This window comes from Janthinobacterium sp. J1-1, assembly GCF_030944405.1.
In the GTDB taxonomy this organism is placed as follows: Bacteria; Pseudomonadota; Gammaproteobacteria; order Burkholderiales; family Burkholderiaceae_D; genus Janthinobacterium.
In genome coordinates, this window is the sequence record NZ_CP132339.1 from 3,851,380 (window position 1) to 3,865,094 (window position 13,715).

Consider the following 13,715-nt stretch of genomic DNA (forward strand, 5'->3'; position numbering starts at 1 on the left):
CCCCAAACCCGCTTCGGCGGGTTTTTCATTTCCACCACCTGAGAGGCCCTATGGCAATTGAAACACATGGCAGCACCGTGGCTGGCATTTCCTACGCGGTGCTGATCGGCGCATTTATCGGCTCGGCCGCGTCGCTGAGCTACGCCAAGGAAATGACCAAGCGCCAGGCGATGACGGCGTTCCTGGTCGGCGGCGCCGTCGCCTGCGCAGCCACGCCCTTGGCCATCCACTACCTGAATGCGCCGACCGAACTGGCCGGTGCTATCGCGTTTTTCTGGGGGCTTGGCGCCATGCGTGCCGTGCCCGTATTTTTTGCCCTGATCGACCGCACGCGCAACGCGAAACTGCCAACACTGCCCGACCAACCAGACCCAAAGGAGTAACCATGTCGCTGATTTCAATTATCCAGGCGGTCATCTGGATCTATGTCCTATACCTGTGCGTCATCGAGCTGAACAAGATGACGCGGCAAACGGCGATGGTCGCGCGACTGGGGCATGTTGCCTTGTCGTGCGGCGCGGCGGCAGGCATCATGTCGGCGATCTCCGACCGCCAATTGTTCGAGTTGCTCATCGCCGCCGGCGTGGCGCTGCATATGACGTTCAACCGTCGAGGCGCTAAATGACACTCGACCAGCTGATCAAGATCATGCCCAATGCCCGCGCCAAAGCGGGTATTTTTTTGCCCGCGCTGAATGCGGCGATGCTGGAATTCGGCATCAACACGCCGGCGCGCCAGGCCTCGTTCCTGGCCCAACTGGCGCACGAGTCCGGGCAGCTGCTGTATGTGCGCGAGCTGGCCAGCGGAGCGGCCTACGAGGGTCGCAAGGATCTGGGCAATGTGCAGCCCGGCGACGGCGTGCGCTTCCGTGGGCGCGGCCTGATCCAGGTGACCGGCCGCACCAACTATGCCGCCTGCGGCAAGGCCCTAGGCCTGGACCTGCTGGCGCAGCCGGCGCTGCTCGAGCAAACCGTCAACGCCTGTCGCAGCGCTGGCTGGTTCTGGCAGTCGCGCGGCCTGAATGCGTTGGCCGACGCCGGCGACCAGGTCGCGGTGACGCGGAAGGTCAACGGCGGCACCAACGGGCTGGCCGAGCGCCTGGCCTTCTTCAAGGTCGCACAGAAGGTGTTGGCGTGAGCGCGCTGTCGAGGATCCTGCGCAGCGTGCAGGGCGACGGCCTCATGTTCGAGTGTCCGGGCTGTGGCGTGCCGCACCGGGTGTGAGTTGGTGCCGGCGCCGGCCCGCGCTGGACCTGGAATGGCAACACTGAACGGCCGACGTTCTCGCCGTCGATCCTGGTGCGCGGCACGCGGCCACTGGCCGACGAGGCGCACGCTGCGTGGATGCGTGGCGAGGCGCCGCTGCCGGCGCCGGTTCCGTTCGTTTGCCACTCCTTCGTGGTCGACGGCCGCATCCAGTTCCTGGGCGATTGCACGCACGAACTGGCCGGCCAGACGGTCGACATTCCCGATTTCGACACGGTCGCGCTGGAGGATGAGGCATGAGCGCCATCACCGCGCTGGCCGGAGCCGCTGTCGGCGGCATCTGGAAGGCGGCCGCCATCGTGCTTGCCGCCGTGCTGCTGGTAGTGGCCAGCGCCACCGGCACCGGCTGGTGGCTGGCGGCCGGCGACCGTGACCTGGCGCGCGCGGCGCTGCTGGCAGAGCAGGGCGTCGGCGCCGGCCTGCGCGCATCGATCGCCGAGCAGAACCGGGCCATCGACGGCATGGCCAAGGCAACTGCACTGGCCCAGCAGCGCGGTGAGGCAGCGCAGGCCGCCGCGGCTGCGGCAGGCAGGAGGTACGCTACTGCGCATGCGCGGCTGGCCGGCGTGCGCGCCACGACCTGCGACGAGGCTATGCCGGCCGTGCGGGCGATGCTGGAGAATGTGCGATGAGGCGGGATAATGCAAGCATAGGGCGGCCTGCTGAGGAGTCGAAAAGGGCCGGCGCGCCGCATGGATGCTCAATCTTGCCCGGCCACCTGGCAGTCTTTTTTGTCATGCTGGCGTTGGTCGGCTGCACCACGGCGCCCCTGGCGCCAGTGCGTGTCGAGGTGCCGGTGATGGTGCCGTGCATCGGCGAGGTGCCGCAGCGCCCGGCCTACGAGTTCGACAAGCTGCCGTCGACGGCAACGGATGGCGAGATCATTTTGGCGCTGGCGCGGGATTGGGTGCGCGGGCGGAACTATGAGGGTGAGTTGGAGGCGGTTATTGCGGGTTGTCGCTAATACGTAATTGTTTACTGTACAACTTGCAGCAAGCCGATATACTGTATGCATATACAGTATTATTGGTTGGCACTATGAAGATAAGAGTGGTTAAGATGCGCTCAGCCGGGGTGGCAGTGGAGCGCCGCATGCTGAATGACCGGTACACCGTCAAACACTACGGGTTGCTGGTCATCATGGACGTGACCGATCAGGGGCTGCGGCGTCCAGTGAAAGTGGCGCGGCTCACACAGCCCGGCAGGCCAGGCCCTTATATGGAATTGCTCGATCCGCACATCGTCTGGGCGAACGACGGAAAATTCACTTTGGCCGGCTTCGAGCGGACAACGAATGCAGAGGGCAAGATTGTCGAGTTTGCGCAGTCGTGGCTTTGCGCGCTGGATCTGGCCCTGCCAGAGCCTGAAGCTGACACCAGGAACGTTCGACCGATGCGGTCATGAGCAATTTTCGAAAGCCCCTAACGACAGTCGAACTGGTGGAAATTCGCCTGCGCAGCGATTCGCCGGACATGCTCGCAGTGCTGCGGGAGATCAGGCGCCTGCGCACAATCGTATCAAGGGCGGACCAGCTGGAGCGTAGTCTCGGGCCGACTGACGGAGAGGTAGAGATGATCCGTGATATTTTACGTGCCGACCTTGACGAGGAGCCATCCATTGCAGAGCTGGAATGGAACGATCGAAGTGTGCGATGAGAGTCTGCAATGAGTAGGATTCGAGCGCCGCTCAGCATCGAGCACCTGAAAGAGATCCAAGGCCGCAACGAGTCGGCAGATGTTCTCACGCTTTTGTGGGAGGTACGGCGTCTGCGCAAGATCGCTGCGACGGCCGATGAGTTGGATCGAAGCCTGGGGCCGCGCGTCGGCATGCCAGGGCTTATCCGCGCCTCGCTGCGGGTGCAGCTGGATGGCGGGCACTGCGTCGTCATGCAGCAGCCGCCAGCGCCTGAATAGATCAGGGTGCAGCGCATGCCTTGCCAGCGCTGAGCCAGCCCACTACGCGCTGGTCCTGGTCGATCAGCACGATCAGCCTGCAACCAGCCGCGGAGCCTCCGTAGTTCAGCTGCAGGTAGTCGTCCTGTTGCTGGTAGCTGGCCGGCGTGCCGTAGCGGGCAGCGAGGGCGAAGCTATCCATGCCCACCAAGTCACCGCTGCCATTGCGAGCGCTGCCATTGATAGTGCAGGCGGATAGTACTGGTAAGATGATGGCTGCAAGTTGACGTCTCATTGCTGCCCTTTGAAATAACGCGTATCTTATTGTCACCTGCAAGGGTTGGCGGACGGTTGCGCCACCTCAGTAAGCGGCCGGCGCCCTGCGCGAAATAGCTTCGAAAAAGAGGGCGAAACGAGGGCGAAACGAGGGCGAAAATGTAGACTTTTCCAGACCTTTCCAGACCTTTTGAAAAATGCAACTGCCGCATTTTCACTATGTCGGCAGTGGTTTGCAATGGTTCAAGACAAAAGCTGATAATTTCTGTATAATCTGCTTTTGCGCCAATAGGAAATGCTATGCGTCTACTTCAAAAAGCACTCACATTCGATGACGTGCTGCTCGTCCCAGCCTACTCCAACGTTCTGCCCGCCGATACGTCCCTCAAAACTCGCTTGACCCGCAATATCACCCTGAATATTCCCTTGCTGTCCGCAGCCATGGACACGGTGACCGAAGCCCGTCTGGCGATCGCGATGGCCCAGGAAGGCGGCATCGGTATCATCCACAAGAACTTGAACCCGAAAGACCAGGCACGCGAAGTAGCCCGCGTCAAGCGTTTCGAAGCCGGTGTATTGCGCGATCCGATCACGATTCCGCCGGAAATGAAAATCCGCGACGTGATCGCCCTGACCGAACAATACGGCATCAGCGGTTTCCCTGTGGTCGAAGGCAAGACCGTGGTCGGCATCATCACCAACCGCGACTTGCGTTTTGAACAGGAACTCGACGCCGAAGCGCGCGCCAAGATGACCCCGCGCGAAAAACTCGTGTATGTCACCGAAGGCGCCGACCGCGACGAAGCCAAGCGGCTGATGAACAAGCACCGCCTCGAGCGCGTGCTGGTCGTCAACGACGCGTTCGAACTGCGCGGGCTGATCACCGTCAAGGATATCCAGAAGTCGACTTCGCACCCGTTCGCGTCGAAAGACAGCCAGGGCAAGCTGCTGGTCGGCGCTGCCGTCGGCGTAGGCGCCAAGGATGAAGAGCGGATCGACCTGCTGGTTGCCGCCGGTGTCGATGTGCTGGTGGTCGATACGGCCCACGGCCACTCGCAAGGCATCCTCGACCGCGTACGCTGGATCAAGACGAAATACCCGCAAGTCGAAGTTATCGGCGGCAATATCGCCACCGCCGCCGCCGCCAAGGCGCTGGTCGAGTACGGCGCTGACGCCGTCAAGGTCGGCATCGGCCCAGGCTCGATCTGCACCACGCGTATCGTCGCCGGTGTCGGCGTGCCGCAAATCACCGCGATCTCGAATGTGGCCGAAGCACTGGCCGGCACGGGCGTGCCATGTATCGCCGACGGCGGCATCCGCTTCTCGGGCGATATTTCGAAAGCGCTGGCCGCGGGCGCCTCGACCGTCATGATGGGTTCGATGTTTGCCGGTACCGAAGAAGCACCGGGCGAAGTGATCCTGTACCAGGGCCGTTCGTACAAATCGTATCGCGGCATGGGTTCGCTGGGTGCCATGTCGGACGGTTCGGCTGACCGCTACTTCCAGGATGCCACCATGAAGGCCGACAAGTTCGTGCCTGAAGGTATCGAAGGCCGCGTCGCCTACAAAGGCAGCGTGCTGGCGATCATCTTCCAGCTGGTCGGCGGCGTGCGTCAATCGATGGGCTACTGCGGTTGCGCCACCATTGATGAGTTGCGCGAAAAAGCGGAATTCGTGGAAATCACCTCGGCCGGCATGCGCGAGTCGCATGTCCATGATGTGCAGATCACGAAAGAAGCGCCAAATTACCGTTCCGAGTAAATAGCGACAATCAGACCGGCGCCTAGTGCGCCGGTCTTGCAATTGAACCCAGATAAAGTCCTCCATCATGCACTCTAAAATCCTCATTCTCGATTTCGGCTCCCAAGTCACCCAGCTGATCGCCCGCCGCGTGCGCGATTCCGGCGTGTTCTCCGAAGTCTACCCGTACGACGTCAGCGAAGAATTCGTGCGCAACTATGGCGCCGCCGGCGTGATCCTGTCGGGCAGCCATAATTCCACCCTGGAAGGCGACTCGCCACGCGCGCCGCAAGCCGTGTTCGAGCTGGGCGTGCCGGTACTCGGTATCTGCTACGGCATGCAGACCATGGCGGCCCAGCTGGGCGGCAAGGTTGAAAACGGCCTGGTGCGTGAATTCGGCTACGCCGAAGTGCGCGCCCGCAGCCATACCAAATTGTTGAACGGCATCGCCGACTTCGTCACCGACGAAGGCCACGGCATGCTGAAAGTGTGGATGAGCCACGGCGACAAAGTGCTGGAAATGCCGCCAGGCTTCAAGCTGATGGGCAACACCCCAAGCTGCCCGATCGCCGCCATGGCCGATGAAGAGCGCCAGTTCTACGGCGTGCAGTTCCACCCGGAAGTGACGCACACGGTGCAGGGCAAGGCCATGATCGGCCGTTTCGTGCATGAAATCTGCGGCTGCAAATCGGACTGGAACATGCCCGACTACATCAGCGAAGCGGTCGAAAAAATCCGCGCGCAAGTGGGCACCGACGACGTCATCCTGGGCCTGTCCGGCGGCGTCGATTCGTCCGTCGCCGCCGCGCTGATCCACCGCGCCATCGGCGACCAGCTGACCTGCGTGTTCGTCGACCACGGCCTGCTGCGCCTGGACGAAGGCAAGATGGTGATGGACATGTTCGCCAAGAACCTGGGCGTGAAAGTGATCCGCGTCGATGCGGAAGACCAGTTCATGGGCCACCTGGCCGGCGTCTCCGATCCCGAGCAGAAGCGCAAGATCATCGGCCGCGAATTCGTCGAAGTGTTCCAGGTCGAGTCCGCCAAGCTGGTCAACGCCAAATGGCTGGCGCAAGGCACGATTTACCCGGACGTGATCGAGTCGGCCGGCAAAGGTAAAAAAGGCCAGACCATCAAGAGCCACCATAACGTGGGCGGCCTGCCGGACACGATGAAACTGAAATTGCTCGAACCCTTGCGCGAACTGTTCAAGGACGAAGTACGCAAGCTGGGCGTCGCCCTGGGCCTGCCGCACGACATGGTCTACCGCCATCCGTTCCCGGGCCCGGGCCTGGGCGTGCGCATCCTCGGCGAAGTCAAGAAAGACTACGCCGACCTGCTGCGCCGCGCCGACGCCATCTTCATCGAAGAGCTGCGCAACACGCCATACGAGCCGGTGGTGGTGCCAGGCTTCGACCAGGACAGCGTGCCGACCAACTGGTACGAAGCGACCAGCCAGGCTTTCGCCGTGTTCCTGCCGGTCAAATCGGTCGGCGTGATGGGCGACGGCCGCACCTACGAATGGGTGGTGGCCCTGCGCGCAGTGCAGACGCAGGACTTCATGACCGCGCACTGGGCACACCTGCCGCACGCGCTGCTGGGCAAGGTCTCGAACCGCATCATCAACGAAGTGCGCGGCATCAACCGCGTGGTCTATGATATTTCGGGCAAGCCGCCGGCGACGATTGAGTGGGAATAATCTCCCGTCCGGCAGCCGCTGGCAAAGCCGGGTAGGACGATCAAGACAAACCCCTGATTTTTCAGGGGTTTTTTCATTTTGGGACGCATTGTCAGGCAACCTCAGGTAACGCCGAGCAGGTTCTTTTGATGGTACTCAAGATGGTATGGCGTTCTTGGGATGATGCTACGGAGATACGTATACCATCAGGCGCGGTTGGGCCTTGATGGTATACGTGATGGTATACAGCGCGATAAGTCCTTGTTTTTATTGGTTTTTCCAAGTCTGGAAAACGCCGGAATCGTTGATGGTACTTTTGCCGGCTTTAGTGCCATTCATGCAATGGAAACAGCGTCTAAAATCGCATGCAAGTTACTGATTTTATTGATTGTTTCTTTGGTGTGATGGTATACGTTTGGAGGCAAATATGCTGACAGATGCAAAGCTCAAAAATATCAAGGGGACCGGGCAGCCCTACAAGGTGGCGGACCGGGACGGACTGTATGCGATGGTGGCGGCGTCCGGCAGCATTTCCTTCCGCTATAACTATCGCGTGAACGGACGCCAGGAGACCGTCACGCTGGGCCGGTATGGCGTGGGTGGCATGAGCTTGCGTGAAGCGCGCGAAGCGCTTGCCGAGGCGCGCAAGGCCGTCGCCGCAGGCGTGTCGCCGGCGCGCACGAAAGAAGAGAACATCCGGCGGCGCAAGGCACAGGAACCGTTTTCTGTCTGGGCCGAACGCTGGCTCGACAAACACAGGATGGCAGAATCGACGCGCGCCATGCGCCGCTGGACATATGAGCGGGACCTGAAAAAAGCGTTTGGCTCCTTGCTTTTATCGGAAATCAGCGATCAGATTCTGCGCGAACTGTGCGACCGCATCGTTGCACGCCAGGCGCCGGCGGTGGCCGTGCACGCGCGCGAGATCGTGATGATGGTCTTCAGGTATGCCGAAGCGCGCGGGGAAAAGCATCCTAACCCGGCCGATCGCGTGCCGCCATCGTCGATCGCAACCTTCGAGCCGCGTGACCGTACCTTGACGCCGGCGGAAATCAAATTGTTCTACCAGTATCTGGACCGGGCCCAGTGCGCCGCCACGGTACGCCTGGCGTGCAAGATGTTGCTGCTGACCCTGGTGCGCAAGTCGGAACTGACCGACGCCACCTGGTCGGAGATCGACTTCGAGCATGCGCTATGGACGATCCCTGGCGCGCGCATGAAAAGACGAAATCCGCATAACGTCTATCTGTCGCGTCAGACCATGGATATGCTGGTCGCGTTCAAGACCTGCGCCGGCGGGTCCCGCTATGTGCTGCCGTCCAGGTACGATCCTGACCGGCCGATGAATGGCGCGACCCTGAACGCGGTGCTGGTTTCCGTGGTCAAGAACGCCGCCGATGACGGCTGTATGCTGGACGGCTTTTCGCCGCATGACTTGCGCCGCACCGCCTCGACTCTGCTGCACGAAGCGGGCTACAACACGGACTGGATCGAGAAATGCCTGGCGCACGAACAGAAGGGCGTCAGAGCCGTGTATAACAAGGCGGAGTATGCGGAGCAGCGGCGCGGCATGCTGCAGGAATGGGCAGACATGATCGATGGGTGGACCGCCAGCTAGTGTCCGCGTGCCGACGCGGCAGGCTAGGACGTGCTTTTTTTCGCACCCGGAGCGCACCCTGGCAAGGCTGCGCTTTGCTGCGCGGCGATCCACGCATCGACCTCGGCCAGGTCCCACGCGACAAGGCGCGACGTGATGGTAAAGCGCTTGGGGAAGCCGCCGCGTTTTTCCATATTCAATATCGTGCGCTCGCAGAGCGGCACTTTCTGCAGCAACTGGCTGCGCTTAATCAAGACCCGGCCTGGCGTCAGCAGGTCGGTGGTGGTGATTGGACGAATGCGCATGATGGAAGCCCTCCTTAGGTCAGTGGGAATCCGGTCTGGTAACAATCATTATTTCGAATTCCTGAACCCAGTATCCGATGGCTGAAACGGCGTTTCAATCGGATTTCTCGTGCAATGCCGATTGGATCAATGCGGCGTGCATGCCTGCGTGGCGTGTGCACGCAAGGAGCGCTCAAACCGCCTTTAGCTGCTAAAAAAATGCTTCGATAGCGGAACGCTAGTTTGCTTTGCATCAAAGCCGCTGACAGCTGGCGGGGCGACGATGGCAATGTCGGCGTATCAGCTGCACGGTGCAGCAGGCCAAACGCGAAAGAGTCGAAACATGGCAGACATCATCCAGTTTCCATCCGATCCCGGCAAAGAAAAATCGTCGAAGTCGCCGTTGGTTACCGTAGGGCCGCCAGCAAGACCCTGCTTGCGTAAAATCCTGTGGGTCGTTGCCGTGCTGTGCTGGCCAGCGCTGCGCTTGATCATGGCGTGCGATGTGCTGCTCCAATTGATGCGCACATTGGTGCTGTGGGATACGCCTGGTGCGCATGCCGGCTGGGCGCTGCTGCTGCACTTTGCCTTCTTTTGCTACTTGACCTGGTTCGTCGCGTATGGCGATCCGGATGCGCCACGATGAAAAAGATTGGTGCGCAGCCGAAGGATGGTGTGGACCCCACGCCGGAAGGGCGGCCGCTGGCGCTGCCGCTCGACCATATCGATGAAGATCCCGGGCAGCCGCGCTCGGCCGCCAATCCTGGCTTTACAGCGCACAGCCTGGCCGAACTCGCTGCCTCGATTCGCCTGCGCGGCGTCAAGACGCCGATCTCGGTGCGCCACCATCCCGACAGGCCCGGGCGCTACATCATCAATCATGGCGCGCGACGCTACCGTGCGTCGCGGCTGGCGCAGCTGGCGACCATTCCCGGTTTCATTGACGACGACTATAGCGCGACCGACCAAGTGGTGGAAAATCTGCAGCGCAACGAGCTGACGGCACGGGAAATCGCCAACTACATCGGCCGCGAACTGTCGAAGGGGCTCAAGCGAGGGCAGATCGCCAGCAATATCAGCAAGTCGCCCGCCTTCGTCACGCAGCACGCGGCCCTGCTGGACTTGCCCGAGCCGATCGCCCTGGCGTTCAACCAGGGCAGGGTGCGCGACGTAACGACCGTTAATGAACTGGTGACGGCCTACAAGTCGCATCCGGATGCGGTAGCGGCCTGGCTGGGCGAGGGCGAGCCAGAGATCACGCGCGGCGCTGTCAAGCTGCTGCGCGCCTTCTTGGGCGAGAAGTTTGGCCAGGAGGAGGAGCCGGTTGTTGAAGAGGGCAGAGCAGATCCCGTGCAGCAGGAGGCGCCCGCTTTGGTGGCCGCTCCCGGCGACACGGGCCACCGCCGCTGGCGCTGTGGCGGTGTCGTGGTGCTGCACCAGCAGCGCGAGTGTGTCCTGTTGCTCGGGCGCCGTCCCGGTGGGGAGGGGTGGGCATGGATACGCCACGAGGATGGCGTTGAAGTCGAAATTGCGCTTGCCGAGGTTCAGCCCCTGAGACTGCTAGGCGCTGGCGAATGATGGCTGGCGCTGTCTTATAGCGACGAACAAACTGGCCGCTTGTCCTAAGAGCAACAACATCGTACACTGAGCCAGCGCGACCGACCGCTTTCGGCCAAAACAGTCATTCGCCTTTGTTAAAGCGCGTTTGATACTTACATAAAGCCTATCGAAATCCAAGCGGCCGCACCGGCCATCCCGAGAACACGCTGGATCAAGCTGTCGCTTTCTAAACGTGTTGCTATCCTGGTTGTTTTTTTATGCATTGCGCTTGTGGTACTTGACGCATGGCAACTATGGCGCACACGTGCTTTCCAGCTTCGCGAAACGGAAATTGCTTCCGTCAATCTGGCGAAATCGCTTTCGCACCATGCTTACGATACTTTCAAAGAGGCGGACACCACACTTGTCGTCTGGCAGAGCGGATGGAAAATGGCGATTCCAATGAATTAAAACTTGGTCTTCTGCACGCCCTCTTGGCAGCACGCGTGGCTGAGCTTCCACAATTGCACGGACTATTCGTTTACGGGCCAAGCGGAGCGTGGATTGTCAACTCGCAGCCAAGTCCGCCAGTTGGTCTGAATAATTCGGATCGCGACTATTTTATTTATCACAAGACTCATTCGACACGATCACCCCACATTGGCTCACCGATACGCAGCAAATCCACCGGCGAGTGGATCGTGAGGATTTCATGGCGCTTGAACGCACGCGACGGCACGTTTGCCGGCGTGATCCTGGCGACGATTCTGATGGATTACTTCCGGCAGTTCTATGAAAGCTTCGACATCGGAAAGCATGGCGCGCTTTTGGTGGCAACGGACAAAGGCACCATTCTGCTGCGCCGACCGTTTGATATCGCTTATTTTGGTAGGGACATCTCGGCAGGACCATTATTTAGCAAATACCTGCCTCAGGCGCCCGTCGCTACCAATATTTTTACTTCCAGCCTGGATGGGGGCACTCGTATCAACAGCCATCGCCGCTCTGCAGCCTATCCCCTCGTGATACTGGCGGCGCTGTCGCGCGACGATGCACTGGCTAATTGGCGGATGGACGTCCTCATGCACGCAGCAGTGATGACGCTGCTGGTGGCTGGCCTTGGATTTCTGGGATTGCGGTTAACTCGACAGATCGAACGTCGCACCACAGCCGAGGCGGCGTTGCTGGAAAGCCGCGCCGAACTCCTGGCGGCGAATGAAGCGCTCGAACAGATCGCCATGCAGGATGGTCTGACAGGCTTGGCCAATCGACGTTGCTTTGATTTGGCGATGGCAAAAGAATTTAGCCATGCCAGGCGAACCGCCACCCCAATTTCGTTGATCATGGTAGACGTGGACAACTTTAAACAATATAACGACATATACGGACATGCCGCAGGCGACGCCTGTCTACGCCAGGTAGGGGCGGCCGTTGGCGGGGTAGTCAACCGTCCCTGCGATTTGAGCGCGCGATACGGTGGGGAGGAGCTTGTCGTCCTCCTGCCTGATACCGATGCCGCCGGAGCATGGTGTGTCGCGGAGAGTATTCGCCGCCAGGTCGCCGCGCTGATTGTTCCACACAGCGGGGCAGCGGCTGGCTTTGTCACAGTCAGCGCAGGTGTGCATACGTTTGAAAAATTTGAGGTTGCGAGTACCCCGGTCCAGTTGATAGTAGCGGCCGATCAGGGACTGTATCAGTCGAAGGCGCTTGGGAGAAACCGCGTTTGCGTTAAAGACGAGAACTCTCGGGTAGATGCATTGGAGCGCGCTTCCTCTAACTCCTAAAGGAAAGGGGGGGGGGGGCGTCCCCTTTCCGCCTTGTGCTACTCCGCCCCACCCAGCAGCCGCGCCAGACGCTTTATCGTTCGCTGTCCAATCCCGGCCTCGCTTGCGGCGGCGATATCAATTTCACCCTTGCCTACCAAGGCCCTGAACTGATCTTCAATTCGTATCGTCCGGTGTCTGGCCACGAAATCAAAGACGTCGTCCGCACCGTCGACACATGCGTCCTCGACACCGATATACAGGTCCGTCAAAACCTCCGTTTCCACCTGATTCTGCATAGGCGCCACTACCACAGCGGCGAGAAGCCAGGGCAATAGCGATGGGTTGCGGCCTTTTGCTTCGACTGTGTGCATTGCGAGTTCGTCGACGGTTGTTGCATAGGTACAGGCGATGAACAATGAATTGTCGACAAACCGCGCCAATACCTCGGTTTCGGTATAGCGCGGATCGATTAGAAACCGTCTGTAACCTTGGGCGTATGCGCTTTCGATTGAGGGAAGAAAAGGCAGCATACCTACCGCCTCCGGTACCTGATCGAACTTGCTCATGCTGCTGCGATGGCGCGGCATGATGCGCGCTGCCAAGCCAAGATGCTCCGTCAATGCCAGGGCAGCTTCACCAATTTTCGCACCGTGATTCTCGACGTCCTCGATTGACGCCAGCGCAATGATGCCTCGATTTCTCTTCGCAAGCATGGCGTTTAGCTGGTCTTTTACCGGCCCTGGAAGGGAGTGCGTCTCTGTCACTGCGTGGCCCTTGAGAGGTGCGCTGTATTGTTGAACGAGACCAGGCTGAAGAGTGCCATCTTCAGCGACGGTGCCGACCAGATATTCATGAAGATCGTCGTATCCCTTGTCGAGCAACATCGTGGTCGCGTCAGCGCCTAGCAGCGTCGGCGTTGGGGTGTCGAACAGGATCGCTACCCGATGGCCGGAACTCTCCGCCCGGATGCAGGCCATCTCAACCCGATCGCTCGCTTCGCGCCACGACTGTTGATCGAGTTCAACTGGTCCGAGCACGATCAATGTGCCACTCGGGACTCGTTCCAGTCCACTCGACCAGAGCCCGCCGTCGCCGAGGTTGATGGCGGCGTCATGTTTCGCGCCGGCGCGTTCGGCATAGAACACGGCGCCGTCTGTCGCTTCTTGGTATAGCTCCACCAACGCATCAATTGCCGCTTGAGACGTCGTGACGTACACCCCGGCTTCAGGTCCAGCTGGCCAGATCTGCGGTGTCGAGGCATTTTGCAAGTCGGCAGGAGGAAGCAGCAGCTGCAGTAATTCAGCTGAACTCACTTCGTGCTTGTGCCTGCGGGCAAGCCGGTAGGCCAGACGAGCTGTAGCTGACAGGTCAAGTTCCTGCGCTTGCACGCGCTGAGGGAAGGCTTGGACTTCGGGCCAATTTCGCAGCCCAACGAGCGACGCGCTGAGGTCGAGCGCCTGACCATGCCCGATCTCGATCGCGGCGTCTTCTAAAAAGGCGCGCAGGCACCCAGCCAACTGCTTGAGTTGTTGCGTATCCATGGTTTCTCCAAGAGCGATGTTTCCGGTGCACGCTTTGCGGACCGCCCATAGGTACAAACCAAGATATGGAAGGGTTCTGGATATTCCCGTCTTCGTCGTACCCTTTCGGGCGCGTGCGGCAGGCGACGGTAGCCAGC

Annotated in this window: 18 protein-coding genes; 15 read left to right on the forward strand and 3 right to left on the reverse strand. The window is 60.4% G+C overall.

Annotated features, from left to right (window positions below):
- Positions 1-50 precede the first annotated feature (50 nt).
- The 9 genes from Q8L25_RS17625 to Q8L25_RS17665 all read left to right on the forward strand — a co-directional run bounded on the left by Q8L25_RS17625 (position 51) and on the right by Q8L25_RS17665 (position 3,178).
- A complete protein-coding gene (locus Q8L25_RS17625) occupies positions 51-383 on the forward strand; it encodes a hypothetical protein (protein ID WP_308920601.1) in 333 nt (110 codons plus the stop codon).
- A gap of 2 nt (positions 384-385) precedes the next feature.
- Positions 386-625 carry a hypothetical protein gene (locus Q8L25_RS17630; RefSeq protein WP_219117023.1) on the forward strand — a complete coding sequence of 80 codons (240 nt, stop codon included), beginning with the start codon at positions 386-388 and terminating at the stop codon, positions 623-625.
- Complete coding sequence (locus Q8L25_RS17635; RefSeq protein ID WP_308920602.1) at positions 622-1,137, forward strand: glycoside hydrolase family 19 protein; 516 nt, start codon at positions 622-624, stop codon at positions 1,135-1,137. Before Q8L25_RS17630 ends, Q8L25_RS17635 begins: the two co-directional genes overlap by 4 nt.
- Positions 1,138-1,343: 206 nt before the next feature.
- Positions 1,344-1,505 carry a hypothetical protein gene (locus Q8L25_RS31745; RefSeq protein ID WP_374694177.1) on the forward strand — a complete coding sequence of 54 codons (162 nt, stop codon included), beginning with the start codon at positions 1,344-1,346 and terminating at the stop codon, positions 1,503-1,505.
- Complete coding sequence (locus tag Q8L25_RS17645; RefSeq protein WP_308920603.1) at positions 1,502-1,897, forward strand: hypothetical protein; 396 nt, start codon at positions 1,502-1,504, stop codon at positions 1,895-1,897. The genes Q8L25_RS31745 and Q8L25_RS17645 overlap by 4 nt, the downstream gene beginning before the upstream one ends.
- A 74-nt stretch (positions 1,898-1,971) precedes the next feature.
- A complete protein-coding gene (locus Q8L25_RS17650) occupies positions 1,972-2,229 on the forward strand; it encodes a hypothetical protein (RefSeq protein ID WP_308920604.1) in 258 nt (85 codons plus the stop codon).
- A gap of 128 nt (positions 2,230-2,357) precedes the next feature.
- Positions 2,358-2,669, forward strand: coding sequence for a hypothetical protein (locus tag Q8L25_RS17655; protein ID WP_308920605.1), 312 nt, complete (start codon positions 2,358-2,360; stop codon positions 2,667-2,669).
- A complete protein-coding gene (locus Q8L25_RS17660; protein ID WP_308920606.1) occupies positions 2,666-2,920 on the forward strand; it encodes a hypothetical protein in 255 nt (84 codons plus the stop codon). The genes Q8L25_RS17655 and Q8L25_RS17660 overlap by 4 nt, the downstream gene beginning before the upstream one ends.
- 9 nt (positions 2,921-2,929) lie before the next feature.
- Positions 2,930-3,178: a hypothetical protein gene (locus tag Q8L25_RS17665; RefSeq protein ID WP_308920607.1), complete on the forward strand. Its 249-nt coding sequence runs from the start codon at positions 2,930-2,932 to the stop codon at positions 3,176-3,178.
- A 1-nt stretch (position 3,179) separates the two neighbouring features.
- On the opposite strand, the gene Q8L25_RS17670 is transcribed toward Q8L25_RS17665, so the two are convergent.
- Positions 3,180-3,359, reverse strand: coding sequence for a hypothetical protein (locus Q8L25_RS17670; RefSeq protein WP_308920608.1), 180 nt, complete (start codon positions 3,357-3,359; stop codon positions 3,180-3,182).
- A gap of 374 nt (positions 3,360-3,733) precedes the next feature.
- On the opposite strand from Q8L25_RS17670, the gene guaB reads away from it, so the two are divergent.
- The 3 genes from guaB (at position 3,734) to Q8L25_RS17685 (ending at position 8,469) form a co-directional block, all read left to right on the forward strand.
- Entirely contained in the window at positions 3,734-5,194 is a 1,461-nt protein-coding gene (guaB, locus tag Q8L25_RS17675; RefSeq protein WP_308920609.1) for an IMP dehydrogenase, read from the forward strand.
- Positions 5,195-5,261: 67 nt separating this feature from the next.
- Positions 5,262-6,872, forward strand: a complete 1,611-nt coding sequence (gene guaA, locus Q8L25_RS17680) for a glutamine-hydrolyzing GMP synthase (protein WP_308920610.1) — start codon at positions 5,262-5,264, stop codon at positions 6,870-6,872.
- A gap of 406 nt (positions 6,873-7,278) precedes the next feature.
- Positions 7,279-8,469 carry a tyrosine-type recombinase/integrase gene (locus Q8L25_RS17685; protein ID WP_308920611.1) on the forward strand — a complete coding sequence of 397 codons (1,191 nt, stop codon included), beginning with the start codon at positions 7,279-7,281 and terminating at the stop codon, positions 8,467-8,469.
- Between the two features lie 23 nt (positions 8,470-8,492).
- Here the strand turns inward: Q8L25_RS17685 and Q8L25_RS17690 are convergent, their stop codons facing one another.
- Positions 8,493-8,753 carry an AlpA family phage regulatory protein gene (locus Q8L25_RS17690; protein ID WP_308920612.1) on the reverse strand — a complete coding sequence of 87 codons (261 nt, stop codon included), beginning with the start codon at positions 8,751-8,753 and terminating at the stop codon, positions 8,493-8,495.
- Between the two features lie 322 nt (positions 8,754-9,075).
- On the opposite strand from Q8L25_RS17690, the gene kleE reads away from it, so the two are divergent.
- The 3 genes from kleE to Q8L25_RS17705 all read left to right on the forward strand — a co-directional run bounded on the left by kleE (position 9,076) and on the right by Q8L25_RS17705 (position 12,055).
- Positions 9,076-9,378 carry a KleE stable inheritance protein gene (kleE, locus tag Q8L25_RS17695; protein WP_308920613.1) on the forward strand — a complete coding sequence of 101 codons (303 nt, stop codon included), beginning with the start codon at positions 9,076-9,078 and terminating at the stop codon, positions 9,376-9,378.
- A complete protein-coding gene (locus tag Q8L25_RS17700; RefSeq protein WP_308920614.1) occupies positions 9,375-10,310 on the forward strand; it encodes a ParB/RepB/Spo0J family partition protein in 936 nt (311 codons plus the stop codon). Before kleE ends, Q8L25_RS17700 begins: the two co-directional genes overlap by 4 nt.
- A 404-nt stretch (positions 10,311-10,714) precedes the next feature.
- Positions 10,715-12,055: a diguanylate cyclase gene (locus Q8L25_RS17705; protein ID WP_308920615.1), complete on the forward strand. Its 1,341-nt coding sequence runs from the start codon at positions 10,715-10,717 to the stop codon at positions 12,053-12,055.
- A 38-nt stretch (positions 12,056-12,093) separates the two neighbouring features.
- Here the strand turns inward: Q8L25_RS17705 and Q8L25_RS17710 are convergent, their stop codons facing one another.
- Positions 12,094-13,578, reverse strand: coding sequence for a hypothetical protein (locus tag Q8L25_RS17710; protein WP_308920616.1), 1,485 nt, complete (start codon positions 13,576-13,578; stop codon positions 12,094-12,096).
- Positions 13,579-13,715 lie beyond the last annotated feature (137 nt).

What these genes read in the sequence shown, in the direction of transcription:
- Q8L25_RS17690 (WP_308920612.1), bottom strand. Translation starts at nt 8,753, where the DNA reads ATGCGCATTCGTCCAATCACCACCACCGACCTGCTGACGCCAGGCCGG.
- guaA (WP_308920610.1), top strand. Translation starts at nt 5,262, where the DNA reads ATGCACTCTAAAATCCTCATTCTCGATTTCGGCTCCCAAGTCACCCAG.
- guaB (WP_308920609.1), top strand. Translation starts at nt 3,734, where the DNA reads ATGCGTCTACTTCAAAAAGCACTCACATTCGATGACGTGCTGCTCGTC.
- Q8L25_RS31745 (WP_374694177.1), top strand. Translation starts at nt 1,344, where the DNA reads ATGCGTGGCGAGGCGCCGCTGCCGGCGCCGGTTCCGTTCGTTTGCCAC.
- Q8L25_RS17645 (WP_308920603.1), top strand. Translation starts at nt 1,502, where the DNA reads ATGAGCGCCATCACCGCGCTGGCCGGAGCCGCTGTCGGCGGCATCTGG.
- Q8L25_RS17660 (WP_308920606.1), top strand. Translation starts at nt 2,666, where the DNA reads ATGAGCAATTTTCGAAAGCCCCTAACGACAGTCGAACTGGTGGAAATT.
- Q8L25_RS17665 (WP_308920607.1), top strand. Translation starts at nt 2,930, where the DNA reads ATGAGTAGGATTCGAGCGCCGCTCAGCATCGAGCACCTGAAAGAGATC.
- Q8L25_RS17630 (WP_219117023.1), top strand. Translation starts at nt 386, where the DNA reads ATGTCGCTGATTTCAATTATCCAGGCGGTCATCTGGATCTATGTCCTA.
- Q8L25_RS17655 (WP_308920605.1), top strand. Translation starts at nt 2,358, where the DNA reads ATGCTGAATGACCGGTACACCGTCAAACACTACGGGTTGCTGGTCATC.
- Q8L25_RS17685 (WP_308920611.1), top strand. Translation starts at nt 7,279, where the DNA reads ATGCTGACAGATGCAAAGCTCAAAAATATCAAGGGGACCGGGCAGCCC.
- Q8L25_RS17705 (WP_308920615.1), top strand. Translation starts at nt 10,715, where the DNA reads ATGGAAAATGGCGATTCCAATGAATTAAAACTTGGTCTTCTGCACGCC.
- Q8L25_RS17635 (WP_308920602.1), top strand. Translation starts at nt 622, where the DNA reads ATGACACTCGACCAGCTGATCAAGATCATGCCCAATGCCCGCGCCAAA.
- Q8L25_RS17625 (WP_308920601.1), top strand. Translation starts at nt 51, where the DNA reads ATGGCAATTGAAACACATGGCAGCACCGTGGCTGGCATTTCCTACGCG.
- Q8L25_RS17710 (WP_308920616.1), bottom strand. Translation starts at nt 13,578, where the DNA reads ATGGATACGCAACAACTCAAGCAGTTGGCTGGGTGCCTGCGCGCCTTT.
- kleE (WP_308920613.1), top strand. Translation starts at nt 9,076, where the DNA reads ATGGCAGACATCATCCAGTTTCCATCCGATCCCGGCAAAGAAAAATCG.
- Q8L25_RS17670 (WP_308920608.1), bottom strand. Translation starts at nt 3,359, where the DNA reads ATGGATAGCTTCGCCCTCGCTGCCCGCTACGGCACGCCGGCCAGCTAC.
- Q8L25_RS17700 (WP_308920614.1), top strand. Translation starts at nt 9,375, where the DNA reads ATGAAAAAGATTGGTGCGCAGCCGAAGGATGGTGTGGACCCCACGCCG.